Annotated in this window: 28 protein-coding genes; 13 read left to right on the top strand and 15 right to left on the bottom strand. The window is 66.0% G+C overall.

Annotation, left to right across the window (positions count from 1 at the left end; genetic code table 11):
• The first annotated feature begins 4 nt into the window (after positions 1 to 4).
• Both rpoH and ACFW0H_RS06960 read left to right on the top strand, forming a co-directional pair.
• Entirely contained in the window at positions 5 to 859 is an 855-nt protein-coding gene (gene rpoH, locus ACFW0H_RS06955) for an RNA polymerase sigma factor RpoH (protein WP_422913164.1), read from the top strand.
• Between the two features lie 60 nt (positions 860 to 919).
• A complete protein-coding gene (locus ACFW0H_RS06960; protein WP_422913165.1) occupies positions 920 to 1,522 on the top strand; it encodes a hypothetical protein in 603 nt (200 codons plus the stop codon).
• A 27-nt stretch (positions 1,523 to 1,549) separates the two neighbouring features.
• Here ACFW0H_RS06960 and mtgA read toward each other — a convergent pair whose 3' ends face one another.
• Complete coding sequence (mtgA, locus tag ACFW0H_RS06965) at positions 1,550 to 2,242, bottom strand: monofunctional biosynthetic peptidoglycan transglycosylase (RefSeq protein ID WP_422913166.1); 693 nt, start codon at positions 2,240 to 2,242, stop codon at positions 1,550 to 1,552.
• 66 nt (positions 2,243 to 2,308) lie between these two features.
• Here mtgA and ACFW0H_RS06970 point away from each other — a divergent pair, with 66 nt between their 5' ends.
• The 5 genes from ACFW0H_RS06970 (at position 2,309) to ACFW0H_RS06990 (ending at position 6,099) form a co-directional block, all read left to right on the top strand.
• Positions 2,309 to 2,686 (top strand): DUF423 domain-containing protein, encoded by a 378-nt coding sequence (locus tag ACFW0H_RS06970; RefSeq protein WP_422913167.1) that lies wholly within the window; start codon positions 2,309 to 2,311, stop codon positions 2,684 to 2,686.
• Positions 2,687 to 2,792: 106 nt separating this feature from the next.
• Positions 2,793 to 2,993, top strand: coding sequence for a sulfur carrier protein ThiS (thiS, locus tag ACFW0H_RS06975; RefSeq protein ID WP_377691694.1), 201 nt, complete (start codon positions 2,793 to 2,795; stop codon positions 2,991 to 2,993).
• An 88-nt stretch (positions 2,994 to 3,081) separates the two neighbouring features.
• Positions 3,082 to 3,876 (top strand): thiazole synthase, encoded by a 795-nt coding sequence (locus ACFW0H_RS06980; protein ID WP_422913168.1) that lies wholly within the window; start codon positions 3,082 to 3,084, stop codon positions 3,874 to 3,876.
• 8 nt (positions 3,877 to 3,884) lie between these two features.
• The gene (gene trmB, locus ACFW0H_RS06985; protein WP_422913169.1) at positions 3,885 to 4,601 is read left to right on the top strand and encodes a tRNA (guanosine(46)-N7)-methyltransferase TrmB; all 717 of its coding nucleotides are present in this window, start codon (positions 3,885 to 3,887) and stop codon (positions 4,599 to 4,601) included.
• A gap of 154 nt (positions 4,602 to 4,755) precedes the next feature.
• Complete coding sequence (locus ACFW0H_RS06990; RefSeq protein WP_422913170.1) at positions 4,756 to 6,099, top strand: DUF1329 domain-containing protein; 1,344 nt, start codon at positions 4,756 to 4,758, stop codon at positions 6,097 to 6,099.
• Positions 6,100 to 6,268: 169 nt separating this feature from the next.
• Here ACFW0H_RS06990 and ACFW0H_RS06995 read toward each other — a convergent pair whose 3' ends face one another.
• From ACFW0H_RS06995 to ACFW0H_RS07050, 12 genes are all read right to left on the bottom strand, one after another.
• Positions 6,269 to 6,523: a hypothetical protein gene (locus ACFW0H_RS06995; RefSeq protein ID WP_422913171.1), complete on the bottom strand. Its 255-nt coding sequence runs from the start codon at positions 6,521 to 6,523 to the stop codon at positions 6,269 to 6,271.
• Between the two features lie 39 nt (positions 6,524 to 6,562).
• A complete protein-coding gene (locus tag ACFW0H_RS07000; RefSeq protein WP_422913172.1) occupies positions 6,563 to 6,886 on the bottom strand; it encodes a DUF3392 domain-containing protein in 324 nt (107 codons plus the stop codon).
• A 58-nt stretch (positions 6,887 to 6,944) separates the two neighbouring features.
• Positions 6,945 to 8,126, bottom strand: a complete 1,182-nt coding sequence (hemW, locus tag ACFW0H_RS07005; RefSeq protein WP_422913173.1) for a radical SAM family heme chaperone HemW — start codon at positions 8,124 to 8,126, stop codon at positions 6,945 to 6,947.
• Complete coding sequence (rdgB, locus tag ACFW0H_RS07010) at positions 8,123 to 8,716, bottom strand: RdgB/HAM1 family non-canonical purine NTP pyrophosphatase (protein ID WP_422913174.1); 594 nt, start codon at positions 8,714 to 8,716, stop codon at positions 8,123 to 8,125. Before rdgB ends, hemW begins: the two co-directional genes overlap by 4 nt.
• Complete coding sequence (locus ACFW0H_RS07015; protein ID WP_422913175.1) at positions 8,713 to 9,132, bottom strand: DUF4426 domain-containing protein; 420 nt, start codon at positions 9,130 to 9,132, stop codon at positions 8,713 to 8,715. The genes rdgB and ACFW0H_RS07015 overlap by 4 nt, the downstream gene beginning before the upstream one ends.
• Before the next feature lie 17 nt (positions 9,133 to 9,149).
• Positions 9,150 to 9,770, bottom strand: coding sequence for a methionine biosynthesis protein MetW (gene metW, locus ACFW0H_RS07020; protein ID WP_422913176.1), 621 nt, complete (start codon positions 9,768 to 9,770; stop codon positions 9,150 to 9,152).
• A gap of 3 nt (positions 9,771 to 9,773) precedes the next feature.
• Positions 9,774 to 10,913: a homoserine O-succinyltransferase MetX gene (gene metX / locus ACFW0H_RS07025; RefSeq protein WP_422913177.1), complete on the bottom strand. Its 1,140-nt coding sequence runs from the start codon at positions 10,911 to 10,913 to the stop codon at positions 9,774 to 9,776.
• Between the two features lie 109 nt (positions 10,914 to 11,022).
• On the bottom strand, positions 11,023 to 13,011 hold the full coding sequence (locus ACFW0H_RS07030) for a dynamin family protein (protein ID WP_422913178.1): 1,989 nt from the start codon (positions 13,009 to 13,011) through the stop codon (positions 11,023 to 11,025).
• 208 nt (positions 13,012 to 13,219) lie between these two features.
• Positions 13,220 to 13,516, bottom strand: coding sequence for a DUF167 domain-containing protein (locus ACFW0H_RS07035; protein WP_422913179.1), 297 nt, complete (start codon positions 13,514 to 13,516; stop codon positions 13,220 to 13,222).
• Complete coding sequence (locus ACFW0H_RS07040; protein WP_044871035.1) at positions 13,513 to 14,106, bottom strand: YggT family protein; 594 nt, start codon at positions 14,104 to 14,106, stop codon at positions 13,513 to 13,515. Before ACFW0H_RS07040 ends, ACFW0H_RS07035 begins: the two co-directional genes overlap by 4 nt.
• Before the next feature lie 10 nt (positions 14,107 to 14,116).
• Complete coding sequence (proC, locus tag ACFW0H_RS07045; protein ID WP_422913180.1) at positions 14,117 to 14,935, bottom strand: pyrroline-5-carboxylate reductase; 819 nt, start codon at positions 14,933 to 14,935, stop codon at positions 14,117 to 14,119.
• Positions 14,936 to 14,955: 20 nt separating this feature from the next.
• Positions 14,956 to 15,642 carry a YggS family pyridoxal phosphate-dependent enzyme gene (locus ACFW0H_RS07050; RefSeq protein WP_422913181.1) on the bottom strand — a complete coding sequence of 229 codons (687 nt, stop codon included), beginning with the start codon at positions 15,640 to 15,642 and terminating at the stop codon, positions 14,956 to 14,958.
• 73 nt (positions 15,643 to 15,715) lie between these two features.
• On the opposite strand from ACFW0H_RS07050, the gene pilT reads away from it, so the two are divergent.
• The 5 genes from pilT to ACFW0H_RS07075 all read left to right on the top strand — a co-directional run bounded on the left by pilT (position 15,716) and on the right by ACFW0H_RS07075 (position 21,251).
• The gene (pilT, locus tag ACFW0H_RS07055) at positions 15,716 to 16,750 is read left to right on the top strand and encodes a type IV pilus twitching motility protein PilT (protein WP_422913182.1); all 1,035 of its coding nucleotides are present in this window, start codon (positions 15,716 to 15,718) and stop codon (positions 16,748 to 16,750) included.
• Between the two features lie 39 nt (positions 16,751 to 16,789).
• A complete protein-coding gene (locus tag ACFW0H_RS07060) occupies positions 16,790 to 17,935 on the top strand; it encodes a PilT/PilU family type 4a pilus ATPase (RefSeq protein ID WP_422913183.1) in 1,146 nt (381 codons plus the stop codon).
• Between the two features lie 127 nt (positions 17,936 to 18,062).
• Positions 18,063 to 18,458 (top strand): NINE protein, encoded by a 396-nt coding sequence (locus ACFW0H_RS07065; RefSeq protein WP_422913184.1) that lies wholly within the window; start codon positions 18,063 to 18,065, stop codon positions 18,456 to 18,458.
• Between the two features lie 232 nt (positions 18,459 to 18,690).
• Complete coding sequence (locus ACFW0H_RS07070; protein ID WP_422913185.1) at positions 18,691 to 20,070, top strand: pyridoxal-phosphate dependent enzyme; 1,380 nt, start codon at positions 18,691 to 18,693, stop codon at positions 20,068 to 20,070.
• Positions 20,067 to 21,251, top strand: a complete 1,185-nt coding sequence (locus ACFW0H_RS07075; protein WP_422913186.1) for a trans-sulfuration enzyme family protein — start codon at positions 20,067 to 20,069, stop codon at positions 21,249 to 21,251. Before ACFW0H_RS07070 ends, ACFW0H_RS07075 begins: the two co-directional genes overlap by 4 nt.
• 159 nt (positions 21,252 to 21,410) lie before the next feature.
• Here ACFW0H_RS07075 and ACFW0H_RS07080 read toward each other — a convergent pair whose 3' ends face one another.
• Positions 21,411 to 23,789: a penicillin acylase family protein gene (locus ACFW0H_RS07080; protein WP_422913187.1), complete on the bottom strand. Its 2,379-nt coding sequence runs from the start codon at positions 23,787 to 23,789 to the stop codon at positions 21,411 to 21,413.
• A 109-nt stretch (positions 23,790 to 23,898) separates the two neighbouring features.
• On the opposite strand from ACFW0H_RS07080, the gene ACFW0H_RS07085 reads away from it, so the two are divergent.
• Positions 23,899 to 24,939, top strand: coding sequence for an AraC family transcriptional regulator (locus ACFW0H_RS07085; protein WP_422913188.1), 1,041 nt, complete (start codon positions 23,899 to 23,901; stop codon positions 24,937 to 24,939).
• Here ACFW0H_RS07085 and ACFW0H_RS07090 read toward each other — a convergent pair.
• Positions 24,936 to 25,505 carry a DUF6436 domain-containing protein gene (locus tag ACFW0H_RS07090; protein WP_422913189.1) on the bottom strand — a complete coding sequence of 190 codons (570 nt, stop codon included), beginning with the start codon at positions 25,503 to 25,505 and terminating at the stop codon, positions 24,936 to 24,938. The genes ACFW0H_RS07085 and ACFW0H_RS07090 overlap by 4 nt on opposite strands.
• Positions 25,506 to 25,512 lie beyond the last annotated feature (7 nt).

Consider the following 25,512-nt stretch of genomic DNA (forward strand, 5'->3'; position numbering starts at 1 on the left):
TCGCATGACCACTTCCCTGCAACCTGTCTATGCCCTGGCCCCCGGTGCGAACCTGGAGGCATACGTGCATGCGGTCAACGGCATCCCGCTGTTGTCCGTCGAGCAGGAGCGCGAACTGGCCGAACGCCTCTTCTACGAACAAGATCTGGAAGCGGCACGGCAAATGGTGTTGGCGCACCTGCGCTTCGTCGTGCACATCGCCAAGAGTTATTCCGGCTACGGCCTGGCCCAGGGCGACCTGATCCAGGAAGGCAACGTGGGCCTGATGAAGGCCGTCAAGCGCTTCAACCCCGAGATGGGCGTGCGCCTGGTGTCCTTCGCGGTGCACTGGATCAAGGCCGAGATCCACGAGTTCATCCTGCGCAACTGGCGCATCGTCAAGGTCGCCACCACCAAGGCGCAGCGCAAGCTGTTCTTCAACCTGCGCAGCCAGAAGAAGCGCCTGACCTGGCTGAACAACGACGAAGTCCACGCGGTGGCCGACAGCCTCGGTGTCGAGCCCCACGAAGTGCGCGAGATGGAAAGCCGGCTGACCGGCCAGGACATGGCGTTCGACCCGGCGGCGGATGCCGACGACGACACCGCCTTCCAGGCCCCGGCCCACTACCTGGAAGACCACCGCTACGACCCGGCGCGCCAGCTGGAGGAAGCGGACTGGAGCGACAGCTCCACCGCCAACCTGCACGAAGCGCTGGACGGCCTGGACGAGCGCAGCCGCGATATCCTCTACCAGCGCTGGCTGGCCGAGGAGAAGGCGACGCTGCACGACCTGGCGGCCAAGTACAACGTCTCCGCCGAGCGTATCCGCCAGCTGGAGAAAAACGCCATGAGCAAGCTCAAGGGCTTCATTCAGGCGTGACGCTGAAACTCGGAAAAGCCGCACCTTGGTGCGGCTTTTTTCTGCCTGGAGAAAACCGCCATGCCCATGCCGCCCCTGCGCTCGATCCATTGGCTGCTGTTCGCCGCGGTCGCCGTGCTGTTCTTCTCCCTGGCGATGTGGATGAGCAGGCAGTCCGACCGGGCCGAGCCGCTGGCCTGGCTGGTGGACTGGCAGGAGGCGGTAATCGAGCCCCTGGCCGAACAGGACCTGACCCTGAAGCAGCTGAACGAGCAGGCGCCGGGTGAGCTCTGGTTGCAGCCACGCGCTGAAGGTCCGCGTCTGGTCTATCGCTCCGAGCAGAGCCGCGATGAGGGTGTCTGGCGCCTGGAGGCGGAGCTGGAGCTCAGTGACAGCGAACAGGCCAGCCTGGCCACGGCCCTGGGCACGGGCACCGAGGAGCAGCCGCTGAGCGGCGAGATGCTCGAAGAGATGAGTGGTCATCGGGTGGCGGTGTTGAACATGGTGCCCATGGCCGAGGTCTCGGCGGCGCGCCTGGCTGCCAGCATCGGACCACCGCGACTGCGTCTGCGCACCGGCGAGGGCGAGGCCTGGGTCTACCCCCAGCAGGGGCTGAGCGTGCACCTGTCCGACGGCAGGCTGCAGTTGCTGCACCTGGTGCCGCGGGAAGCAATGAAGCACTGACGCGCGCGTAGGGGTCCGAGGCGGACCTCAGAGCTGCTGCAAGTACTGGCTGCCGCCCAACTGGTTCATCTGCCGACGGATCCAACCGGCGCGGCGGGCGACGTAGCTGCCGGGACGGGTGGGGCTCCACTGGCGCGGATTGGGCAGTACCGCCGCCAGCAAGGCCGCCTGCTGGCGTGACAGGCGCTCCGCCGGTACGCCGAAGTGCTGTCGCGCCGCAGCCTCTGCGCCGAACACGCCGTTACCCCATTCGACACTGTTCAGGTAGACCTCGAGGATGCGGTGCTTCGGCCAGAACAGCTCGATCAAGCCGGTGAACCAGACCTCCAGCCCCTTGCGCACCCAGTTGCGGCCGGACCAGAGGAACAGGTTCTTCGCCACCTGCTGGCTGAGGGTGCTGGCGCCCCGGATCGAGCCGCCGCGCTCGTTGTGGGCCAGGGCCTTGCGGATGGCGGGAATATCGAAGCCCCAGTGCTCGGCGAACTTCTGGTCTTCGGCAGCGATCACGGCGATCTTCAGGTCGTCCGGCAGCTCGTCCCAGGACACCCAGTCACGCTCGATGTCGATAGGCTTGCCGTCGATCCAGGATTCGATCTTGCGCTCGACCATCACCATCGAGCCCGGCGTCGGTATCCAGCGGAACAGGATCACCAGCAACACGGACGCCGCCGCGAACCAGAGCAGCAGTTTGAACAGGCGGCGGCGAATGGTGCTGAACATGCTGGCTTGGCCCGGGAAAATTTGCGCGCCATTATAGCGGCCGTCCGTTCCCTGTCTGGAGTCTCCATGGCGCGCCTGTTCCTGTTGCTGTCCGCATTCACCGGTTTCACCGGGGTGGCCCTCGGTGCCTTCGCCGCCCATGGCCTCAAGAGCAGGCTGACTCCCGAGTACCTTGCGGTGTTCCAGACCGGCACCCATTACCAGCTCATCCATGCCCTGGCGCTGTTCGGCGTCGCCCTGCTGGCGTTGCACGCCCCGGGACGGCTGGTGAACCTCGCCGGTGGCTTCTTCGCCCTCGGCATCCTGCTGTTTTCCGGCAGCCTCTACCTGCTGACGCTGTCCGGCATCGGCAAGCTCGGCATCATCACCCCTTTCGGTGGCCTGGCTTTCCTCGCCGGTTGGCTATGCCTGGGACTGGCGGCCTGGAATCTGGGCACTCGCTAACTTGACCCTGGCGTCAAATTGCGGGACGAATGGCGCCGTTTTGCCTTGGTCCGGCGCGGGTATCGGGCTAGAATGCCGTCCCCTTTCCAGTTGTGACCGACCCGTCATGCGCATTCAGTTGAACGGCGAATCCTTCGAGCTGCCCGATGGCCAGACTGTCGCGGACCTCATCGCCCGCCTGGATCTGACCGGCCGCCGCGTCGCGGTCGAACTCAACCTCGATATCGTGCCGCGCAGCCTGCACGCCGCCACCGCCCTCGCCGAAGGCGACCGCGTCGAGGTGGTGCACGCCATCGGCGGCGGCTAGTCGCGGGCCCCATGCCCAACCAGCCGCATCCACCTGCAGTACTCGTTCCGCACTTCGCGCAATTCCCTCTGCCCGCCAGGAGTCCAGCATGAGCCAAACGCCGATCGACAAGCCCTTCACCCTTGCGGGCCGTACCTATCAGTCGCGTCTGCTGGTGGGCACCGGCAAGTACAAGGACCTCGAGGAAACTCGCGATGCCATCGCGGCCTCCGGTGCCGAGATCGTCACCGTCGCCGTGCGCCGCACCAACATCGGCCAGAACCCGGGCGAGCCGAACCTGCTGGACGTGATCTCCCCGGACAAGTACACCATCCTGCCGAACACCGCCGGCTGCTATAACGCCGAAGAGGCCGTGCGCACCTGCCGCCTGGCCCGCGAGCTGCTGGATGGCCACAAGCTGGTCAAGCTGGAAGTCCTGGCCGACCAGAAGACCCTCTTCCCCAACGTCGTCGAAACCCTCAAGGCCGCCGAGCAGCTGGTCAAGGACGGTTTCGACGTCATGGTCTACACCAGCGACGACCCCATCATCGCCCGCCAACTGGCCGAGATGGGCTGCATCGCGGTAATGCCGCTGGCCGGTCTGATCGGCTCCGGCATGGGCATCTGCAACCCCTGGAACCTGCGCATCATCCTCGAGGAAGCCAAGGTTCCAGTGCTGGTGGATGCCGGCGTGGGCACCGCCTCCGACGCCACCATCGCCATGGAACTGGGCTGCGAGGCCGTGCTGATGAACACCGCCATCGCCCATGCGCAGAACCCCGTAATGATGGCCGAGGCCATGAAGCACGCCATAGTCGCCGGCCGCCTCGCCTATCTGGCCGGGCGCATGCCGCGCAAGCTCTACGCCAGCGCCTCGTCGCCGCTGGACGGTCTGATTCGCTGAGATAACCCATGACAGAACACCAGGACTCGCCGGCAGAAGCCGGCGAAGTGCGTCATCGCACCATCAAGAGTTTCGTGATGCGCGCCGGGCGCATGACCGAAGGCCAGCAACGCGGCCTCGACCAGGGCTGGCCGAAGTTCGGCCTGGAGCTGGCCGACGGTCCGCAGGACTTCGACGCCCTGTTCGGTCGCCGCGCGCCGCGCACCTTCGAGATCGGTTTCGGCATGGGCCACGCCACCCTGGAAATGGCTGCCGCCGCGCCGGAGCAGGACTTCATCGGTGTCGAAGTGCACCGTCCCGGTGTCGGCGCGCTGCTCAACGGCGCCATGACCCAGGGCCTCTCCAATATCCGCGTGTACAGCTGCGACGCCCTGGAGGTGCTGCGCGACTGCGTGGCCGACGCCAGCCTCGACCGCGTCCTGCTGTTCTTCCCCGATCCCTGGCACAAGTCCCGCCACCACAAGCGGCGCATCGTCCAGCCGGCCTTTGCCGAACTGGTGCGGCAGAAGCTCAAGGTCGGTGGCGTGCTGCACATGGCCACCGACTGGGAACATTACGCCGAGCACATGCTGGAAGTGATGAACGTCGCGCCCGGCTACCGCAACCTGGCCGAGGACGGCCGCTACGTCCCGCGTCCGGACGAGCGCCCGGTGACCAAGTTCGAGCGCCGCGGCGAGCGCCTCGGCCACGGCGTCTGGGACCTCAAGTTCCAGCGCATCGATTGACCGACCGCCGCTTGGCGGCGGCTCGGCAGACCAGACTAGACCGGGATCACCCGGCACCTCACCTGATCCGACGATAACAACGCCTGCCCATCGGGCGGGCGGCATAAGAATAAGAGCGACGTGGCAGCGCCTGCGTCGTGAGGAGAAGGCTGTGTTGTTGAGAACATTCGGATATCTGCTCCTGGCCGGCTGCACCCTGCAGGCCCAGGCCAAGGTCGACGCTACGCAGGCCGCCCGTCTCGGGCAGGAACTCACCCCGCTGGGCGGCGAACGCGCCGGCAATGCCGCCGGCACCATCCCGGCCTGGGATGGCGGCCTTGCCAGCCCGCCCGCCGGCTACCAGCCGGGTATGCACCACCCCGATCCCTATGCCGGCGAAGCTCCGCGCTTTGTCATCGATAGCAAGAACCTCGGCCAGTACGACAAGCTGCTGACTCCCGGCTACAAGGCCCTGCTGGTCGCGCATCCGGACTACAAGCTGCGGGTCTTCCCGACCCACCGCAGCGCCGCTGCCCCGCAGCGCATCTATGACGTGACCCGCCTCAATGCCGAGAACGGCACCCTGATCGCCGGTGGCAACGGCGTGGAAGGTGCCGCCGCGGGCGTTCCCTTCCCGCTTCCGGCCAACGGCCTGGAAGCCATCTGGAACCACATCCTGCGCTACCGTGGCGAGCAGGTCCATTTCACCACCAACCAGGCGGCGGTCCTCGCCAACGGCAGCTACAACCTGCTCAAGCTGGAACGGGACATCTACTTCGTCTACGGTCGCGATGGCATGACCCCGGGCAACCTGGAGAACACCCTGTTCTTCTACAAGTACCGCGTGGTGGCCCCGGCCAAGCTCTCCGGTTCTGCCCTGGTGGTGCAGGAGACCCTTGACCAGGTGTTGTCGATCCGCAAGGCCTGGCGCTTCAACAGGGGTGAGCGCCGCGTGCGCCGCCTGCCGATGCTGGCCTATGACACCCTGCAGCCAGACAGCAATGGCCTGGCCACCGCCGACGTGGTGGATTCCTACAATGGTGCGCCGGACCGTTATGAGTGGCAGCTGCTGGGCAAGCAGGAAATGCTGGTGCCGTACAACAGCTACGCAGTGCACCAGAAAGGCATCCCCTACGAGCAGATCCTCAAGGCCAGCTACGTGAACCCCGACCTGCTGCGCTACGAGCAGCACCGCGTCTGGGTGGTTGAGGCGAGCCTGCGCAAGGGTTTCAGCCATCCCTATGCCAAGCGGCGGTTCTATCTGGATGAGGACAGCTGGCAGATCCTCGCCGTCGACCTCTACGACAAGGACGGGCACCTGAGCGGCATGCAGGAAAGCCATCCGATCAGCTACTACGATGTACCCATGTTCGGCAGTACGTTGGAAACCATCTACGATTTCGTCGGGAATCGTTACTTCGTCGATGGCCTCGACAACAACGAACCCATGTATGATTTCAACGCCCCGCTCAGCCCAAGGGACTTCACGCCCCAGGCGCTACGACGCGAAGGCAACTGATTCCGGCCTGCCTGGCCATCCCAGCCGCCCTTCGGGGCGGCTTTTTAATGGGCGGGTGTTTTATGGCAAGCGGCAAACCGTAGGGTGCGCCGTGCGCACCGGAAAATCTGCGCGGGTCAACTGGTGCGCACGGCGCACCCTACCGTCGAGCCCTTTGGGGTCATACCGTTCAGTTGATCAGCTCCGCTCCGGTCAGAGTCGCCTCCGGCAATGTCGGCGGTGCCGGGCTGATCTGCAGGTACTTGATGCTTTCCCGGGGTATCAGCAGCAGGTCGCCATCCACTTCGATGCTGAGAAAGGGTGATTCCAGCTGGCGGCGCAGGCCACGGGCGACTTCCACCGGGTCGGCGGATTGCTGGGGGAAGCGCAGGGCCAGGCGCTGGCCATCCTGGAAGTACAGGTAGAGGTGCTTGATCGGCTTCATGGGCGTGCTCCCTGGATTGGCGGCCAGTGGCCGTCGGCCCTAGTTGCGGTCGGCGATGATGCCGATCACGAAGAAGACTAGTAGCAGGACGGGCGCCAGGGTGTAGTTGTTGAAGTAGTCCAGCCCCTTGGCCAGCCAGGGCGTGAGGTAGATCATCGCCAGGCCGTAGCCCACCGCGCACAGCAGTACGAAGAGCAGGGTGCGGAAGAGGAAGTTGAGGCTGCCGATGCGTTGCTGCACCCAGGCGTTGATGGTCGGGCCGAACAGCACCAGCAGGGTGGCCATGATGGCCAGGGCGATATCGTGCAGGTGGCCGCGGCTCCAGCGCGACAGGGTGGCGATCATGTCCAGTACGGCGTCCATCCGGGGTCCTTAGCGGTAGGGTTCGGGAGCAGACGATTCCAAATCCACGGCCCGCCCGTCAAGGCAGGAAATGCTGCAACAGGTCGTTGAGGAACAGTTGGCCTTCGGCGGTGGCCACCAGCCGTTGCGGGTCCTTCTGCAGCAGGCCGCGGGCTTCGGCCTCGCTACGGGCCGCCGCGAGACTGGCCAGCGGCATGCCGGTGCGCTGGGTGAACAGTGCAGCGGGCACGCCGTCGGTGAGGCGCAGCACGTTCATGAGGAATTCGAAGGGCAGCTCGTCCTGGTCCAGGTGGCGCTCGCCGGCCTGGAAGTGCTTGGCCGGGTCCAGGTAGTCCTTCGGCAGGCGGGTCTTCCAGCTGCGGATGATCCGCCCCTCCGGACTGCTCAGCTTGGCGTGGGCACCGGCGCCGATGCCGAGGAAATCGCCGAAGGTCCAGTAATTGATGTTGTGACGCGCGCGCAGGGCGCCCCGGGCGTAGGCGGATACCTCGTACTGGGCATAACCCTGCTCGGCGAGCAGGGCCTGGCCGGCTTCCTGGATGTCCCAGAGGATGTCGTCTTCGGGCAGCTCGGGCGGCTGGCTCCAGAACACCGTGTTCGGCTCCATGGTCAGCTGGTACCAGGAGAGGTGCGTCGGGCCCTGGGCGATGGCGGTGCGCAGGTCTTCCAGGGCGTCCTCGATGGATTGCTCCGGCAGGCCGTGCATCAGGTCCAGGTTGAAATTATCGAAGCCGGCGCGGCGCGCCATGTCGGCGGCGCGGACGGCTTCCTCGCCATTGTGGATACGCCCCAGGGCCTTGAGCTTGGCCTCCTGGAAGCTCTGCACGCCGATGGACAGGCGATTGATGCCGAGCTTGCGGTAGGCGGCGAACTTGGCCTGCTCGAAGGTGCCGGGGTTGGCTTCGAGGGTGATCTCGATGTCGCGGGCGAAGGGTACCTGCTGTTCCACGCCGTCCAGCAGCCGGCCGATGGCGTTGGCGCTGAACAGGCTGGGGGTGCCGCCGCCGAAGAAGATCGACGTCAGTTCACGACCGTGGACGTGGCCCAGGTCCTGCTCGAGGTCGGCCAGCAGGGCATCGATATAGGCCTCTTCAGGCAGCTCGGAGCCGGCGGCGTGGGAGTTGAAATCACAATAGGGGCATTTGCGCACGCACCAGGGAATATGGACGTAGAGCGCCAGGGGCGGCAGCTGGAAGCCCAGTTCGCTTCCAGCCGCCGGGTGCGGGCTTGCGGCTTTCATATCCCCAGCCGCTGTTTGAGCAGGGCCATGGCGCGGGCGCGGTGGCTGAGCCGGTTCTTGTCGATGGGGGAGAGTTCGGCGCTGGAGCATTCGCATTCGGGGACCCAGAACAGCGGGTCGTAGCCGAAGCCGTGATCGCCACGGGCCTCGAACAGGATGCGACCGCGCCAGATGCCCTCGCAGAGGATCGGCAGCGGGTCGTCGGCGTGGCGCAGCAGGGCCAGGCTGCAGATGAACTGGGCGCCACGCTCCACCTCGGGGACGTCGCGCAGTACATCCAGGAGCTTGGCGTTGTTGGCCGCATCGCCCTTGCCATCGGCATAGCGCGCCGAGTAGATGCCGGGCGCGCCGCCGAGGGCATCCACCGCCAGGCCCGAGTCGTCTGCCAGTGCCGGCAGGCCGGATAGCCGCGCCGCGTTGCGTGCCTTGAGGATGGCGTTCTCGACGAAGGACAGACCGGTCTCTTCCGGCTCCACATCACTGAACTCGGCGATGGAGCGCACCTTCACGCTGTCGCCGAGCATGGCCTGGAGTTCCTTGAGTTTGCCGGCGTTGTGGCTGGCCAGCACCAGTTCTTTGAAAGGCATCATTGGTCGGGGAAGAATTCCTGGTCGAAGCTGAAGCTGTGCGGCGCTTCGTCACCGCGCTGCACGTTGAGGGTGAAGTTCAGCACCTCGCGCTCGTCGAAGGGGAACTGCGCCAGATAGTAGATGGCCTCGCCTTCGTTCACCTGCTTGAACTTGAGCGCGGTGACCTGGCCCATCAGGTTCTTCACCTGGCCACTGACCTGCGCGGTGCTGGCCTTGCCAGCCTTGAGCACGGCAACGTTGACCACGCCCTGGGTCTTGCTGCGGGTCAGGCCGACCGCGGCGGCGATGTCCGGCTGCAGGAAGCTGGAGTTGAAGGCGTTGTAGTGCACGTCCAGGTCGCCGAAAGTCTGCTTGCGCTCGGCGGCCGCCGGCAGGGCAAGGCAAAGGGCGAAGAGGAGCAGGGCTAGACGACGCATGGTGGGTCTCCTTTGATTCAGACCGCGACGCGGTGGTCCGCAAGTCCCGGGCCGCTGACGCGATAGATGCCGATCTCACCCAACAGATTAGGCCAAACCCGGCTCGGCAGGTTGTGCCGGTGCGCGTTGTCCACGGCGAGGCGATCGAGGACCCTCACCTGCATCTCGCGGCACAGTGCCTCGAAGTCCTTGAAGGTGCAGAAGTGGATGTTCGGCGTGTTGTACCAGGTGTAGGGCAGGAACTCCGACACCGGCATGCGCCCGTAGCGCGCCAGGTACCAGCGGCAACGCCAGTGGCCGAAGTTGGGGAAGGTGATGATGCACTCGCGGCCGACCCGCAGCATTTCCTTGAGGATGCGGTCGGGGTAGTGCACGGCCTGCAGCGCCTGGGTCATCACCACCACGTCGAAGCTGTTGCTGGCGAAGTTGCCCAGGCCCTTGTCCAGGTCCTGTTCGATCACGTTGATGCCACGGTCGATGCAGTGGGCGATGTTTTCCGGGTCGATCTCCAGGCCGTAGCCGCTGACCTGCTTGTGGTCGCGCAGCCAGGCCAGCAGTTCACCACGGCCGCAGCCGAGGTCGAGTACCCGGCTGCCAGCTGGAATCCAGTCCTGGATGATGTCGAGGTCGGCACGCATGGGTTACACCGCAATCCTGTTCATGTAGCTGCTGAAGGCCTGGAGGTAGCGCGGGATCGGCATGAGGAAGGCATCGTGGCCCTGGGGCGCATCGATCTCCAGGTAGCTGACGTTCTTTCGCGCGGCCATCAGGGCGTCGACGATTTCCCGCGAGCGCGCCGGGGAGAAACGCCAGTCGGTGGTGAAGGACAGCACGCAGAAGTCCGCCTTGGCTGCCGCCAGGGTGCGTGCCAGGTCGCCGTCATCGGCGGCGGCCGGATCGAAGTAATCCAGGGCCTTGGTCATCAGCAGGTAGGTGTTGGCGTCGAAGCGACCGGAGAACTCCTCGCCCTGGTAGCGCAGGTAGCTTTCCACCTGGAATTCCACGCTGTGGAAGTCGTAGTTGAGCTTCTCGCTCTTCAGGCCGCGGCCGAATTTCTCACCCATGGCGTCATCCGACAGGTAGGTGATGTGGCCCACCATGCGCGCCAGCATCAGGCCGCGCTTGGGGATCACGCCCTGTTCCTGGAAGTGTCCGCCGTGGAACTCCGGGTCGGTGAGGATGGCCTGGCGCGCCACCTCGTTGAAGGCGATGTTCTGCGCCGAGAGCTTGGGCGCCGAGGCGATGGCCAGGCAGTGGCGCACGCGCTCCGGGTAGCTGATGGTCCACTGCAGGGCCTGCATGCCGCCGAGGCTGCCGCCCACAACGGCGGCCCACTGCTGGATGCCGAGGGTATCGGCCAGGCGCGCCTGGCTGTTGACCCAATCCTCCACCGTCATCACCGGGAAGTCGGCGCCGAAGGGCGCGCCGGTGGCCGGGTTGATGCTGGAAGGGCCGGTGGAGCCGTTGCAGCCGCCCAGGTTGTTCAGGCTGACGACGAAGAACTTCAGGGTATCGATGGCCTTGCCCGGGCCGATGCAGCTGTCCCACCAGCCGGGCTTGCGGTCTTCCATGCTGTGGTAGCCGGCCGCGTGGTGGTGGCCGGACAGCGCGTGACAGATCAGCACCGCATTGCTGCGGGATTCGTTCAGCTCGCCGTAGGTTTCATAGACCAGTTCGTAGTCGGCCAGGCTGCGGCCGCAGGCCAGTGCCAGCGGCTCGCTGAAGCGCTGCACCCGGGGGCTGACCAGGCCGACGGAATCTGCGGGAATGGCGGTGGGCATCGCGACCCTGCTCTCTATTTTGGAAGGGCGCCAGTCTAAAGAGCGCCGTCCCCAGCGGCAAGCGCGCGGGGAGGCGGCCAAGACGTCGAATAATCAGCTGCTGCGGGGGTCAGGCAGACTCGCCGCCACGTTGTATGCGGGGGGGCAGGGGCAGGTTGACCACTTTGGCCATGCGCTGGATCGGCGAGGGGCGGCGGAAGGTGCGGAGCATCTCGTTGGCCTCGGCGATCTGCTGCTCCAGTTCCTCGGCGTAGCGCTCCAGCTGCTGGCCGCGCTGGCGGGTCAGCTGGGTTTCCTGGGCCAGGGCCTTGAGTCGCAGCATGTGGGTTTCCAGCAGCTGCTTGTGCTCCAGGGTGTGTTGCATCAACGGCATCAGCGCGTCGCTGGCCCATTGGATGACTTCCTGGCGCAGGCGCTGGTGCATGCCGATCACTTCCTGCACCAGGGTCTCGAAGAAGCGCTTGCCCAGCAGGCGCTGCTCGGTCAGCAGGGTCTTGGGATGCAGGCGGAACTGGTCGGCCTTTTCACGCAGCTGGGCGATCTCGCGCAGGTAGCGCTGCGCATTGAACTGCGGCCCGTCGACGCCGTGCAGCGGGTTTTCATCGTTGTGCCGGCGGTAGATGGCCGCGACCATCTTGTTGGCCATGTCCGCTTCGTGCTCCAGGCTGTGCAGGTCGTGCTCCAGCGCGCGGAAGAAATGCAGGATGGCCTGGTTGATGCCCAGGGTGGTCCAGCTGCCGGTGAGTTCGCGGCGCAGGCGTGCCAGGTGTTCATCCAGGCGCTCCTGGCGGGCGGCGTTGCGCAAGTTATCGCCCTGGCGCTTGAGCAGGCGCTGGTTGGTCTTCAGGCCGAGCAGGCGACGGTGGTGCCGGGCGTGGTCTTCCTTGGTGCGGGCGGTCAGCTCGAAGAGCATCTGGCCGTTGTCCTGCTGGTGGCTGTCGAGCATCGCCTGCTGTTCGCGGACCTTTTCCAGGCGGAGATTGAGCACATGCAGGCTGTTCTGCAGCAGCGCCATCATCTGGTGGGCCACGTTGTCTTCGATCAGCCGTTCCTTCTGGGTGACGATGCGCTCGCAGAGCAGTTCTTCCAGGGCGCCGATCTGACTGCGGGCAAGCAGTTCGTCGTCGTTGCGCACCTTGGCCAGCAGCGCCTGCTTGGCCGAGAGCGGCAAGATATCCTCCCGGCGAATGCCGAGCTGGCGCGCAGTGGTTTCCTGGATGCGGGTGATGGCGTTCTGCACGAAGCTGTCGCCGGCCAGGTCGTCCCAGAGGACGTCGATCTTGTTCAGCACGGCGAACAGGTGGGTCTGGGCGTCCCCGTCCAACTGGCGGATGTGTTGTTGCCAGACGCCCATGTCGCTGGCGGTGACGCCGGTATCGGCCGAGAGCAGGAAGACGATGGCCTGGGCGCTGGGCAACATCGACAGGGTCAGCTCGGGTTCGCTGCCGAGGGCGTTCAGTCCGGGGGTATCGAGGATACGCAGGCCCTGGCGCAGCAGCGGGTGGTCGAAGTTGACCATGGCGTGGCGCCAGGCCGGCACCAGCACTTCGCCGGGGCGGCCGGTGGCGTCGAGCATGTCCGGGTGGAAGCCCAGCTGGATGGCTTGTTCCACCGGCATGGGTTTGGTCCGTGCCACCTGGGTGAAGGCCTGGATCATGTTGTCCGGGTCGCTCGGGTCCAGCGGGATGTTCACCCAGTGGCGCGGCGCGCGCTTGAACTGCGCCACGCTGGCGGAGGCGGTGCGCGACTCGATGGGCAGCAGGCGGATGTAGGAACGCTCGGAGCGGGGGTCGTAGAACAGTTCGGTGGGGCACATGGTGGTGCGCCCCGCCTGGGAGGGCAGCATGCGCTGGCCGAATTCGGAGAAGAACAGGCAGTTGATCAGTTCGGTCTTGCCGCGGGAGAACTCGCCGACGAAGGCCAGGGTGATGTGGTCGGTGCGGAGCAGGCGCTGGGCGCGTTCCAGCTTGGCGCAGAGCGCGTCGGAATTGAGCCGGTTGTGTTCGAGCCAGCTTCTATAGCGGGTGATCTCCCGCAATAGCTCGCGCTTCCAGGCAACGTATGCGTCGACTTGCTGACTGAGACGCTCCATGCTCATTCAGGCTCTCCTCGTAATCACGCATCCTGCGTACGGGAACGGACGAACTTCAAATTGGACTGCCGACGATGCTGGCGGTTGCACACCCCCCTCAGGAAATTTTCCCGGAGCAAGTACAGGCACAGTGCCAGCTAGTCATTGCTGGGCATTATCCGCCTTGGTCACCGTCAGTCAATCGCCGGTACGACAACGCCCGCCTTAAGGTCGGTCATGGCCGCCGAGCGGTCAGTCCGGGCAGGTCGGGGAGGATTCGCGGGCGCTGGATACGCACCCGCTTCTGACGGTTCAATTCGCCGCTTTCCAGGCTCACCTGGCTCTTGGCGACGCCGAAGGCCGCCGCCAGGAAGGCCATGAGATGGGCATTGGCCTTGCCTTCCACCGGTGGCGCGGTGAGGCGGATCTTCAGGCGCTCGCCGTGCAGCCCGGCGAACTCGTCGCGGCTCGCCTTGGGCTGCAGGTGGCAGTCGAGGATCAGGTCCTCGCCCGCCCAGCGGTACCAGCTCACAGGAAGGGGCTGAGGATCTGCGGCATGCCGGTCATGGCGGCGAGATTGCCGATCACCAGCATATCCAGCAGTTTCAGCGCAATGAAGGCGAAGATCGGCGAAATATCCAGGCCGCCGAGGTTCGGCAGCAGCTTGCGGAACGGCATCAGCAACGGTTCGCAGATCTGGTTCACCAGCTGGGCGCCGGGGTTGTAGCTGCCCGGGGCGACCCAGGACAGGATCACGCTGATGATCAGGGCGAAGAAGAACACCTTCAGGAACAGCGAGGTGACGCCGATGATCGACCAGATCAGCAGCTGCAGCAGGTAGCCGCCGACACCGTAGCCCATCAGGGTCAGGGTGACGATCATCAGCAGCAATTGCACCAGGATGGCCAGCACCAGGGAGGCCAGGTCGAGGCCGCCGAAGCCGGGAATGATCTTGCGCAGCGGGTTGAGCAGCGGCTTGGTGGCGCGTACCACGAACTGGCTCAGCGGGTTGTAGAAGTCGGCGCGCACCAGTTGCAGGATGAAACGCAGCAGGACAATCAGCAGGTAGAGGCTGCCGAGGGTCTGGATCACATAGATGGCGGCGGTGTTGAGTCCGGTCATCGAAAGCTCCTTATTGGCCCAGTTGTTCGGCCAGTTCGGCCGAGCGCCGGTCGGCGGCGTCCAGGGCCTGTTGCACCAGGGCTTCGAAGCCGCCGGCCTGGAAAGTCTTGATCGCCGCTTCGGTGGTGCCGTTGGGCGAGGTCACGCGGCGGCGCAGCTCGGCGGCGTCGACGTCGCTGGAAACCGCCATGCGCGCCGCGCCAAGGGCGGTCTGCAGGGTCAGTTGCTCGGCGGTGGCGCGAGGCAGGCCGAGTTTCTCGCCGGCGGCGGTCATGGCCTCCATCAGCAGGAAGAAGTAGGCCGGGCCGCTGCCGGACACGGCGGTGACGGCATCGATCAGCTTCTCGTCATCCAGCCAGAGGGCGATTCCCACGGCGGACAGCAGTTGCTCGGCTTGCTTGCGCTGGGCGGCGCTGACTTCGGCGTTGGCGTACAGGCCGCTGGCGCCCTGGCCCACCAGCGCCGGGGTATTGGGCATGCAACGCACGATCGGGCGCGGGCCGAGCCAGGCGGCCAGACTGGCGCAGGGGATGCCGGCGGCGATGGACACCACCAGTTGACCATCCTTCAGGCTGGGCGCCAGGGCCTGGCAGACGCTCTTCATGACCTGCGGCTTGGTGGCCAGGACCACCACGTCGGCGCCGTTCACGGCGTCGGCGTTGCGCTCCACCACCTCGATGCCGTGCTCGGCGGCGATCTTCGCGCGCTGCTCGGCGCCGGGGTCGCTGGCGCGGATGTGGTCAGCGGCGACGCCCTGGGCGCGCAGGCCGCCGATCAGGCTGGCGGCCATGTTGCCGGCGCCGATGAATGCAATGCGGGGAGTGCTCATGAATGCTTCCTTTATAAATGCTAGGGCTGGCCGTAGTCGCGGGCGCCGAACAGCGCGGTGCCGATACGCACCCAGGTGGCGCCTTCGGCGATGGCCGCTTCGAGGTCATGGCTCATGCCCATGGACAGGGTGTCCAGGGAGGGGTTCAGTGCCTCCTGCAGCTGGCGCAGGCGGGCGAAGGCGGCATGCTGCTCCGCCGGGTCTTCGGTGGGCTCGGGGATCGCCATCAGCCCGCGCAGGCGCAGGTTGGGCAGCTCGGCCACGGCGGCGGCCAGCTCTGGCAGCTCCTCGGGCGCGCAACCGGACTTGCTGGCTTCACCGCTGACGTTCACCTGCAGGCAGATGTTCAAGGGCGGCAGATGCGCCGGACGCTGGGCCGAGAGGCGTTCGGCGATCTTCAGGCGATCCACCGAGTGCACCCAGTGGAAATGTTCGGCAATGGCTTTGGTCTTGTTCGACTGGATCGGACCGATGAAATGCCAGGTCAGCGCCAGGTCGGTGAGTTCGGTCTGCTTGGCCAGGGCTTCCTGCAAGTAGTTCTCACCGAAGTCGGCGACGCCGCAGGCGAAGGCTTCACGGATCGCTCCAGCGGGTTTGGTCTTGCTCACGGCCAGCAGGCCGATGCTTGAAAAATCTCGCCCGAAGGCTTGCGCCGCCTCACGGATACGCGCGCGAACCTTTGCAATATTGTCTGCTATCGTGGACATTACCTGCGCTCTACAGCCCGGCCTGAGTGGGGTCTGCGGCATTCTAACCGCTTGATGTGAATTGGGGAGTCCCATGGACATTACTGAGCTGCTTGCCTTCAGCGCCAAGCAGGGCGCTTCGGACCTGCATCTCTCCGCCGGGCTGCCGCCCATGATCCGTGTCGACGGCGATGTACGTCGGATCAACCTGCCGCCGCTGGACCACAAGCAGGTCCACGCGCTGATCTACGACATCATGAACGACAAGCAGCGCAAGGATTACGAAGAGTTCCTCGAGACCGACTTCTCCTTCGAAGTGCCGGGCGTCGCGCGCTTCCGGGTCAACGCCTTCAACCAGAATCGCGGCTCTGGCGCCGTGTTCCGGACCATTCCCTCCAAGGTGCTGACCATGGAGGACCTCGGCATGGGCGAGATCTTCAAGAAGATCTCCGACGTGCCCCGCGGCCTGGTGCTGGTCACCGGCCCCACCGGCTCGGGCAAGTCCACCACCCTGGCGGCGATGCTCGACTACCTGAACAGCACCAAGTACCACCACATCCTCACCGTGGAAGACCCGATCGAATTCGTCCACGAATCGAAGAAGTGCCTGATCAACCAGCGGGAAGTGCACCGCGACACCCTGGGCTTCAACGAAGCCCTGCGTTCGGCCCTGCGGGAAGACCCGGACATCATCCTGGTGGGTGAGATGCGTGACCTGGAAACCATCCGCCTGGCGCTGACCGCCGCGGAAACCGGCCACCTGGTATTCGGTACCCTGCACACCACCTCCGCGGCCAAGACCATCGACCGGGTAGTCGACGTGTTCCCCGCCGAGGAAAAGGCCATGGTCCGCTCCATGCTCTCCGAATCCCTCCAGTCGGTGATCTCCCAGACCCTGCTGAAGAAGATCGGCGGCGGCCGGGTGGCGGCCCACGAGATCATGATCGGCACCCCGGCCATCCGTAACCTGATCCGCGAGGACAAGGTGGCGCAGATGTACTCCGCCATCCAGACCGGCGGCTCCCTCGGCATGCAGACCCTCGACATGTGCCTCAAGGGCCTGGTCAGCAAGGGCCTGGTCAGCCGCGAGAGCGCGCGGGAGAAGGCCAAGAGCCCGGAAAGCTTCTGACACGCCTGAACGGCACCGTACCCGAACAGCGAGAAAGCCATGGAATTCGAGAAACTGCTGCGCCTGATGGTGGAAAAAGGCGGTTCGGACCTCTTCATCACGGCCGGCGTAGCGCCGTCGATGAAGGTCAACGGCAAGATCATGCCGGTGACCAAGAACCCCATGTCGCCGGAAATGACCCGGGAAACCGTACTGGGCGTGATGAACGAACAGCAGCGCCGCGAGTTCGCCGAGAACCACGAGTGCAACTTCGCCATCAGCGCCAGGGGCATCGGCCGCTTCCGCGTCAGCGCCTTCTACCAGCGCAACCTGGTGGGCATGGTGCTGCGCCGGATCGAGACCAACATCCCCACCATCGACGAGCTCAAGCTGCCGGAGATCCTCAAGAAGCTGGCGCTGACCAAGCGCGGCCTGGTGCTCTTCGTTGGCGCCACCGGCACCGGCAAGTCCACCTCCCTGGCGGCGATGATCGGCCACCGCAACAAGAACAGCAGCGGCCACATCATCTCCATCGAAGACCCGATCGAATTCATCCACCAGCACCAGAGCTGCATCGTCACCCAGCGCGAGGTGGGGATCGATACCGAGTCCTTCGAGGTGGCCCTGAAAAACACCCTGCGCCAGGCGCCGGACGTGATCCTGATCGGCGAGGTGCGGACCCGCGAGACCATGGACCACGCCATCGCCTTCGCCGAGACCGGCCACCTGTGCCTGGCCACCCTGCACGCCAACAACGCCAACCAGGCGCTGGACCGTATCATCAACTTTTTCCCGGCCGACCGGCAGCAGCAGGTGTGGATGGACCTGTCGCTGAACCTCAAGGCCATCGTCGCCCAGCAGCTGGTGCCCGCGCCCGATGGCAAGGGGCGCCGCGCGGTGATCGAGGTGCTGATCAACACCCCGCTGGTCGCCGACCTGATCCGCAAGGGCGAGGTACACGAGCTCAAGCCGTTGATGAAACGCTCCACCGAGCACGGCATGCAGACCTTCGACCAGGCGCTCTACAACCTCTATTCCCAGGGCGAGATTACCTACGAGGACGCGCTGCTCTACGCCGACTCGGCCAACGACCTGCGCCTGATGATCAAGCTCGGCTCGGAAACCGACGGCGAACACCTGCAGCACATGAGTGACGGCCTGTCGCTGCAGGTTTCCGAAGAAAACCCCGGGCGCCGCTTCCGCTAGCCCGCCGCCCCTGAACAAGCCCGCTTCGGCGGGCTTGTTCATGTTCGGTTGCAGAGCGTTGGTTGGCGCCGAGCAAAGCTAAGCCCGACAATAGGCGCCGTCCCTTTCACACCCTGCAGGAGGCAACATGGACGCACGTCTGGACACCCACAGCAAGGTCATCGGCTACCTGCTGTGGATCTTCGGATTTCTCGGTTCCCACCGCTTCTACTATGGCAAGCCGATCACCGGCACCCTCTGGTTCTTCACCCTCGGCCTGTTCTTCATCGGCTGGATCATCGACCTCTTCCTGATCCCGTCCATGGACCGCGAAGCCTCCCTGCGCTTCAACCCCGGCCAGTACGACTACAACGTCGCCTGGATACTGCTGACCTTCCTCGGTGTCTTCGGCGTGCACCGCATGTACCAGGGCAAATGGATCAGCGGCATCCTCTACCTGCTCACGGGTGGCTTCTTCCTGGTCGGCGTGCTCTATGACTTCTGGACCCTGAACACCCAGATCTCCGTGCTCAACGCCCGCTAGGGCGCTTTGACTTGTAGGGGCGAATTCATTCGCCAATCGGACCGACAGGTCCGACCAGCGATACCCGTCGGGGGCGCTGCGCACCCCTTGGCGAATGAATTCGCCCCTACAGAGAATCCCTGGATCTGTTTCCCCTTCGTCGGAACCCATGGCGGGCCCGCGACTCGCGGCCTATGTTGCTGCGTGGGGCGACCGCTTCGCCCCCTGCCTGGTCGCGCAAGGAGGTGACGCCATGAACAGCGCCAAAGATGTCCGCCCCGCCGTCCTCGACCTGATCGGCAATACCCCGCTGGTGCGGGTCACCCGTTTCGACACCGGCCTGTGCACGCTCTTCCTCAAGCTGGAATCCCAGAATCCCGGCGGCTCCATCAAGGACCGCATCGGTATCGCCATGATTAACAGTGCCGAGCGTGACGGCCGGCTGAAGCCCGGCGGCACGATAGTCGAGGCCACCGCCGGCAATACCGGCCTGGGCCTGGCGCTGGTAGGACGCGCCAAGGGCTACCGGGTGGTGCTGGTGGTGCCGGACAAGATGTCCACCGAGAAGGTGTTGCACTTGAAGGCCATGGGGGCGGAGGTCCACATCACCCGCTCCGATGTCGGCAAGGGCCACCCCGAGTACTACCAGGACCTGGCCGGCCGCCTGGCCGCGCAGATTCCCGGCGCCTTCTTCGCCGACCAGTTCAACAACCCGGCCAACCCCCTGGCCCACGAATGCACCACCGGGCCGGAAATCTGGCAGCAGACCAGCCAGGACGTGGACGCCATAGTGGTCGGCGTCGGCTCTGCCGGCACCCTGACCGGCCTGACCCGCTATTTCCGCCGGGTGCAGCCCGACCTGGAAATGGTCCTGGCCGATCCGGTGGGGTCCATCGTCGCCGAGTACACCCGCAGCGGCACCCTCGGCACGCCCGGCTCCTGGGCGGTGGAGGGCATAGGCGAGGACTTCATTCCAGGCATCGCCGACCTTTCCAGCGTGCGCTGCGCCTACTCCATCAGCGACGAGGACAGCTTCGGCCATGCCCGCGAGCTGTTGCGACAAGAGGGCATACTCGGCGGCTCTTCCACCGGCACCCTGCTGGCTGCGGCACTGCGTTACTGCCGCGAGCAGAAGACGCCCAAACGGGTGGTCAGCTTCGTCTGCGACACCGGCACCCGCTACCTGTCGAAGATCTACAACGACCAGTGGATGACCGACCAGGGGCTGTTGGCGCGCAAGCGCTACGGCGACCTGCGCGACCTGATTGCGCGGCGCTTCGAGGATGGCCGGGTGATCAGCGTCGGCTCGGACGATACCTTGCTCACCGCCTTCCAGCGCATGCGCCTGGCCGACGTCTCGCAGTTGCCGGTGCTGGATGACGGGCACCTGGTCGGGGTGGTCGACGAGTCCGACATCCTGCTCGGCGTGCACGCCGACGCCACCCACTTCCGCCAGCCGGTGTCCAGCGTCATGACCACCCGTCTGGAGACCCTGGCGCCGGATGCCAGCCTGGCCGAACTGCAGGCCGAACTCGACCGCGGCCTGGTTGCGATCATTGCCGACGCTTCGGGCTTCCACGGCCTGATTACCCGTTTCGACCTGCTCAACCACCTGCGGAGGAGCCTTCCATGAGCCAGCGGGATGACAACAGCAATCGGGCCTTCGCCACCCGCGTCATCCACGCCGGCCAGGCCCCGGACCCCTCCACCGGCGCCATCATGCCGCCGATCTACGCCAACTCCACCTACGCCCAGGCCAGCCCCGGCGTGCACAAGGGCCTGGACTACGGTCGCTCCCACAACCCCACGCGCTGGGCCCTGGAGCGCTGCGTGGCCGACCTGGAAGGCGGCGCCCAGGCGTTCGCCTTCGCCTCCGGCCTGGCGGCCATCGGCACGGTGCTGGAGCTGCTGGACAGCGGCGCCCACATAGTCGCCAGCAATGACCTCTACGGCGGCACCTTCCGCCTCTTCGAGCGGGTGCGCCGGGCCAGTGCCGGGCTCCGCTTCAGCTTCGTCGATTTCAGCGACATCGCCACCATCAAGGGCGCGATCCAGGACGATACCCGCATGCTCTGGGTGGAGACGCCGAGCAACCCGCTGTTGCGCCTGGCCGACCTCGAGGCCATCGTCGAGCTCTGCCAGGGACGCGGCATCATCCTGGTGGCGGACAACACCTTCGCCAGCCCCTGGGTGCAACGGCCGCTGGAGCTGGGATTCGACCTGGTGGTGCATTCCACCACCAAGTACCTCAATGGCCACTCCGACGTGATCGGCGGCATCGCCGTCGTGTCCGGCGACGGCCGTTGCGAGCCGTTGCGTGAACGCCTGGGATTCCTGCAGAACGCCGTGGGGGCCATCGCCGGTCCGTTCGACGCCTTCCTCACCCTGCGCGGGGTGAAGACCCTGGCCCTGCGCATGGAACGTCACTGCAGCAACGCCCTGGAGCTGGCCTACTGGCTGGAACACCAGCCACAGGTGGCGCGGGTCTACTACCCCGGCCTGCAGTCCCATCCGCAGCACGCGCTGGCGCGACGGCAGATGCACGGCTATGGCGGGATGATCTCCCTCGACCTGAAGGCGGACCTGGCCGGCACCAAGCGCTTCCTCGAAGCGGTGGGCATCTTCACCCTGGCGGAAAGCCTGGGCGGGGTTGAAAGCCTGATCGAGCACCCGGCGATCATGACCCACGCCAGCATCCCGGCGGAGATCCGCGCCGAGCTGGGCATCGGCGATTCGCTGGTGCGGCTGTCGGTGGGCGTGGAGGACGTGGAAGACCTGCGCGAGGACCTGGCGCAGGCGTTGGAGCGGGTCTGACGGTTCTGGATCACTACCGCGCAGCCTGGTGAGTATCCCCCTCTCCCCAGCCCTCTCCCTGAGGGAGAGGGAGCGGTCCGTGCAGGATGGTCGGCCCTGAGTCACCCCTCTCCCGCTTGCGGGAGAGGGGCCGGGGGAGAGGGCAGTCCCCCGCGTGCCTCAGTTGCCAGGCACCAGTTTCAGCACCTCGCGGCTATTGGCCTTCACCTCGTCCTCGGCAAAGTGCATCGGCACGTATTCGCCGCGCAGGTAAGCCTCGGCCTGGTCCTTGTAGTGGCGATCGAAGGGCACGCCGCTCTGGCCTACCGGGTTGATGCCCAGGGCGTGTTCGGCATCGGCCAGGTCCACCAGGCGGCGGGTGGAGGGGCCATAGAACACTTCCCAGGGCGCCGGGCCGACGCGGTTGGACAGATTGTTGGGCACTTCGTGACCACCCGGCGCGGCGAAGGGGCCGACATTGAACAGCAGGTTCAGCGGCTTCTGCTGGCCCAGCGCGTGGATGTGGGTCAGGGGGTGGGCGTTGCCCCAGAGCCATTTCGCGCTGTCATCTCCCAGCGTCTGCTTCAGGTGCGCCAGGCTGGCCTGCCAGGCGGCCTTGACCACCTCGGCGCGGCTTTCCTTCTGCGGGGTGTCGCGCTTGTCCCACCAGGGCGAAGTGGCATCGGCGGCCAGGCGCGGCAGGGCGGCGTCGAGCACGCGGGTCTGCAGCAGGCTGTCGAAGAAGGCGTTGCCCAGTTCGTCGTGCATGGCGGCCTTGGCCAGCTCGTAGATGAGCTGGTTGAACAGGGTGGCGGCGATGGAGTCCAGCTTGTGCTCACCGTCCCAGCCGGCCAGTTGCTCCACCAGGGCCTTTTCCCGGTCATCAGCCGCCGCGCGCAGCTCGTCCAGCAGCGGGGCCAGCAGGCGCGGGCCATAGCCGGTGCCGGTGTCCAGCTGTAGCGCCTGGCTGTTCTGTACATCCCATTTCACCCCGGGCTGGGCCAGGCGCTCATTCAGGCGCTGGCCGCGGTCCGGCAGGTTGTAATAGCCGGGAATGGCGGCGCCGGTGGGCGACAGCGGCTGGTAGTTGGCCGAGACGATGTAGCCGCGTTCCGGATTCTCTTCCTGGGGGTTGGCGCTGAAGGGCAGGAAGCCGGGCTTGTCTGCCTCGCTGGTGCTGCCGTCGAGGATGAAGGTCGGATTCACGCCTTCCGGGCGTTGCGGCAGCTTGGCCGCGGCCCACCAGCCGATATCGCCACCGGCGTTGGCCCAGACGACGTTCAGCCCCGGGGCGTGGATCTTCTCGGCGGCGGCGCGGGCCTTGACCAGGCTGTCGGCGCGGTTGAGCTGGTAGAAGGCGTCGAGGATGGGGTTCTCGGTCTCCAGGAACGCCCACCACATGGCGATGGGCGTCTTGCCGGCGGCCGCGCCCAGGGCATCGTTGATGATGGGGCCGTGGGGCGAGCGGCGCAGGGTCAGCTTCACCGGTTCGCCATCCTTGACCTGGATGGTTTCTTCGCGGCTCTGCAGGTTCACCCACTGGCCCTGGTACCAGACCTGGTCGGGGTTGTCCGGGTTGCTCTTCTCGGCGATCAGGTCGAGGTCGTCGTTCTGGAACATGGTCAGGCTCCAGGCGAACTGCCGGTTGTGGCCCAGGGAGGCGACCGGGTTGAGGGCTTGGTGGTGGCCATAGAGTTCGAAGCCCGGATAGGAAAGCTGCGCCTCGTACCAGACCGCCGGCACGGCGAAGCGGATGTGCGGGTCGCCGGCCAGCAGCGGCTTGCCGCTGGCGGTGCGGCTGCCGGAGACGGCCCAGGCGTTGCTGCCCTCGAACTGCGGCAGGCCGGCTTCCACCAGCGCCTGCTGGCTGAGCTGCGCCAGGCGGTTGAGGTCCTGCCAGTCGGCGCTGGCCAGGGGCTGGCTGATCACGCCTTCGGGGTGCCAGTCGAGGTCGAAGGCTTTCAGGTAGTCGGCGCCGAGTTCGTCGCGCACATAGGTCATCACCGGCTCGGTGCGGAAGGCGGCGGCGAAGCTGTAGGCCATGTAGCCGGCTACCGAGAGGGTGTCGGCGACGGTGAAGGGGCGCTTCTCGATGCCCAGCAGATCGAACTCCACCGGCGCCGGCCGGCTGTCCTGGTATTGGTTGATGCCGTCGAGGTAGGCGGCGAGGGCCTTGGCCGCCGGGCTGTTCATGTCCATCTTGCCGGCGTATTCGTCGGCGTGGGCGCGGATGCCGAGGGTGCGGAACAGGCGGTCGGTATCCACCAGACGGGCGCCGAGAATTTCCGCCAGCTCGCCACGGGCCAGGCGGCGCAGCATTTCCATCTGGAACAGGCGGTCCTGGGCATGCACGAAGCCCAGGGCGCGGTACAGGTCGGTTTCGTTGGCGGCCTGGATATGCGGCACGCCGCGTTCGTCGTAGCGCACCGTCACCGGGGCCTGGAGATGGGGCAGGGACAGCTCGCCGCTGCGCAGCGGCTTCTTGCTCTCGCTGTACCAGGCGGCGCCCGCGGCAGCCGCCGCGACGATGACGGCCAGGACGGTCAGGGTGCGTTTCATGCACGGTTCTCCTTGTTGTGGTCGCGGCATTCTCTCCAAGCTGACCTTTTCGGGCATTGACCAGAGACTTCATGGCTGGAAGTCTTCGGTCAATTTCGTGGAGCCAGTCATGTCCAACGCCGAGCCCGATGCCGCCGCCCTTGCGCCCCTGACCCATTCCGCCACCCTGCGTCGCCTGCTTTACGAAGCCTTGGCGGAGCTGGGCCTGGACCCCGGGCAGGTCTACCTGGGCGTCAACCAGCATCGTCGCCGGGGAGCGCCACCAGTGGACGGCCGCCTGCGCCACGACGATGCGCCGCAGTTCTGGCTGGCTGCCGACGGCTTGACCGGCGACCCGGATATCGGCCTGCATCTGGGCGAAGTGATGAAGCCGCGCCTGCTCGATGTGGTGGGTTACCTGCTGCTGGCCAGCCGCGACCTGGGCGAGGCGCTGGCGAGCTTCCTGCGTTTCCAGCACATCCTCTCCGGTGGCTTCGTCGCCCAGCTGCGGATCGACGGAGCCCGGGCATGCCTGGTGATTGACCTCAACTACCTGGGTTTTTCTTCCCTGCGCCAGCAGATGGAGTGCCTGGCCCTGCTGTTCGCCAAACTGTTGGGATCAATCACCGACGGCGAGTTCCGCCTGGACGGCGTGCAATTCCGCCATCCCCGGCCGGCACGGGTGAGCGAACACCTGCGCTTGTTCGGCCTGCTGCCCGAATTCGGCTGCGAGCATGATGCGTTGCTGTTCCCGGCAGCCTTGCTGAGACGTCCCGCGCGCACCGCCAATCCGGAGCTGCACGAGCTGCTCTGGCGGCATGCCGAGACGCAGTTGGCGGCGCTGGCGGGCAACGACCTGTTCAACCGCCTGCGCTACCTGCTGGGTGTGCGTCTGGGTCAGGCCGATTGCTCGCTGCAAGCCTGCGCCGTCGAGCTGGGCTTCAGCGCCGGGGGCCTGCAGCGTGCCCTTGCCGCGCAGGGCAGCAACCTGCGGCAGCTGCGTGAAGCGGTACAGCAGGCCCTTGCGGTGGAGCTGCTGAAGGAGGGCAAGGCGATGCGCGAGGTGGCCCGGGCCTGCGGTTTTGCCGAGCTGTCACCCTTCTACCGGGCCTTTCGCCGCTGGCATGGCATGCCGCCGGAGGCCTACCGGGCGCGCCTCGGTGGCCGCTAGGACGGTTCCCGCCAGGCGCAGAAGCAGCCCGCCGCCAGCGTGCTGCCGGCGCTGACCGGTCGGTTGTCGAGCAGGGCTTCGAGTATGGGCTCGATGAAGCTGTTGGCCGAGTTGCATACCGCCCCTTCGCTGTAGGGGCCGAAGTAGGCCAGGTGGCCGTCGCGGTCCCAGATGCCGACGGCGGGTACTGCGGGCAGTCCCTCGGCTCCGGGCACCTCGGCCAGCGGCTGAAGGGCCTCCAGGCCGGGCGGCAGCTGACCCTTGCTGCCGGGCTTCTGCAGGGCGTGGAAGGTCACGCCCTGGGGCGCGAAGCGCTGGACCAGCTCGGCCAGATGCTGCTGGTTGCCCGCATTGCAGGGGCAGGCTGGATCCCAGAAATGCACCAGGCGTATCGGTCCCGGGCCTGCGAGGTTGGCCGGCAGGCGCAGCTGCTCGCCGGAAAATACCGTGGCCTGGGCGTTGAAGGGGCGGATGTAACGCGTTTCGTACCAGCGATAGGCGAAGGCCAGGGCGGTCGCGCAGGCAAGGACGAACAGGCTGATCAGCAGGGTTCTGGGCTTGGGCATGCACTGG

This window comes from Metapseudomonas cellulosilytica (genome assembly GCF_049334135.1).
Classification (GTDB): domain Bacteria; phylum Pseudomonadota; class Gammaproteobacteria; order Pseudomonadales; family Pseudomonadaceae; genus Metapseudomonas.

What these genes read in the sequence shown, in the direction of transcription:
- rpoH (WP_422913164.1), top strand. Translation starts at nt 5, where the DNA reads ATGACCACTTCCCTGCAACCTGTCTATGCCCTGGCCCCCGGTGCGAAC.
- ACFW0H_RS06960 (WP_422913165.1), top strand. Translation starts at nt 920, where the DNA reads ATGCCCATGCCGCCCCTGCGCTCGATCCATTGGCTGCTGTTCGCCGCG.
- mtgA (WP_422913166.1), bottom strand. Translation starts at nt 2,242, where the DNA reads ATGTTCAGCACCATTCGCCGCCGCCTGTTCAAACTGCTGCTCTGGTTC.
- ACFW0H_RS06970 (WP_422913167.1), top strand. Translation starts at nt 2,309, where the DNA reads ATGGCGCGCCTGTTCCTGTTGCTGTCCGCATTCACCGGTTTCACCGGG.
- thiS (WP_377691694.1), top strand. Translation starts at nt 2,793, where the DNA reads ATGCGCATTCAGTTGAACGGCGAATCCTTCGAGCTGCCCGATGGCCAG.
- ACFW0H_RS06980 (WP_422913168.1), top strand. Translation starts at nt 3,082, where the DNA reads ATGAGCCAAACGCCGATCGACAAGCCCTTCACCCTTGCGGGCCGTACC.
- trmB (WP_422913169.1), top strand. Translation starts at nt 3,885, where the DNA reads ATGACAGAACACCAGGACTCGCCGGCAGAAGCCGGCGAAGTGCGTCAT.
- ACFW0H_RS06995 (WP_422913171.1), bottom strand. Translation starts at nt 6,523, where the DNA reads ATGAAGCCGATCAAGCACCTCTACCTGTACTTCCAGGATGGCCAGCGC.
- ACFW0H_RS07000 (WP_422913172.1), bottom strand. Translation starts at nt 6,886, where the DNA reads ATGGACGCCGTACTGGACATGATCGCCACCCTGTCGCGCTGGAGCCGC.
- hemW (WP_422913173.1), bottom strand. Translation starts at nt 8,126, where the DNA reads ATGAAAGCCGCAAGCCCGCACCCGGCGGCTGGAAGCGAACTGGGCTTC.
- rdgB (WP_422913174.1), bottom strand. Translation starts at nt 8,716, where the DNA reads ATGATGCCTTTCAAAGAACTGGTGCTGGCCAGCCACAACGCCGGCAAA.
- ACFW0H_RS07015 (WP_422913175.1), bottom strand. Translation starts at nt 9,132, where the DNA reads ATGCGTCGTCTAGCCCTGCTCCTCTTCGCCCTTTGCCTTGCCCTGCCG.
- metW (WP_422913176.1), bottom strand. Translation starts at nt 9,770, where the DNA reads ATGCGTGCCGACCTCGACATCATCCAGGACTGGATTCCAGCTGGCAGC.
- metX (WP_422913177.1), bottom strand. Translation starts at nt 10,913, where the DNA reads ATGCCCACCGCCATTCCCGCAGATTCCGTCGGCCTGGTCAGCCCCCGG.
- ACFW0H_RS07030 (WP_422913178.1), bottom strand. Translation starts at nt 13,011, where the DNA reads ATGAGCATGGAGCGTCTCAGTCAGCAAGTCGACGCATACGTTGCCTGG.
- ACFW0H_RS07040 (WP_044871035.1), bottom strand. Translation starts at nt 14,106, where the DNA reads ATGACCGGACTCAACACCGCCGCCATCTATGTGATCCAGACCCTCGGC.
- proC (WP_422913180.1), bottom strand. Translation starts at nt 14,935, where the DNA reads ATGAGCACTCCCCGCATTGCATTCATCGGCGCCGGCAACATGGCCGCC.
- ACFW0H_RS07050 (WP_422913181.1), bottom strand. Translation starts at nt 15,642, where the DNA reads ATGTCCACGATAGCAGACAATATTGCAAAGGTTCGCGCGCGTATCCGT.
- pilT (WP_422913182.1), top strand. Translation starts at nt 15,716, where the DNA reads ATGGACATTACTGAGCTGCTTGCCTTCAGCGCCAAGCAGGGCGCTTCG.
- ACFW0H_RS07060 (WP_422913183.1), top strand. Translation starts at nt 16,790, where the DNA reads ATGGAATTCGAGAAACTGCTGCGCCTGATGGTGGAAAAAGGCGGTTCG.
- ACFW0H_RS07065 (WP_422913184.1), top strand. Translation starts at nt 18,063, where the DNA reads ATGGACGCACGTCTGGACACCCACAGCAAGGTCATCGGCTACCTGCTG.
- ACFW0H_RS07070 (WP_422913185.1), top strand. Translation starts at nt 18,691, where the DNA reads ATGAACAGCGCCAAAGATGTCCGCCCCGCCGTCCTCGACCTGATCGGC.
- ACFW0H_RS07075 (WP_422913186.1), top strand. Translation starts at nt 20,067, where the DNA reads ATGAGCCAGCGGGATGACAACAGCAATCGGGCCTTCGCCACCCGCGTC.
- ACFW0H_RS07080 (WP_422913187.1), bottom strand. Translation starts at nt 23,789, where the DNA reads ATGAAACGCACCCTGACCGTCCTGGCCGTCATCGTCGCGGCGGCTGCC.
- ACFW0H_RS07085 (WP_422913188.1), top strand. Translation starts at nt 23,899, where the DNA reads ATGTCCAACGCCGAGCCCGATGCCGCCGCCCTTGCGCCCCTGACCCAT.
- ACFW0H_RS07090 (WP_422913189.1), bottom strand. Translation starts at nt 25,505, where the DNA reads ATGCCCAAGCCCAGAACCCTGCTGATCAGCCTGTTCGTCCTTGCCTGC.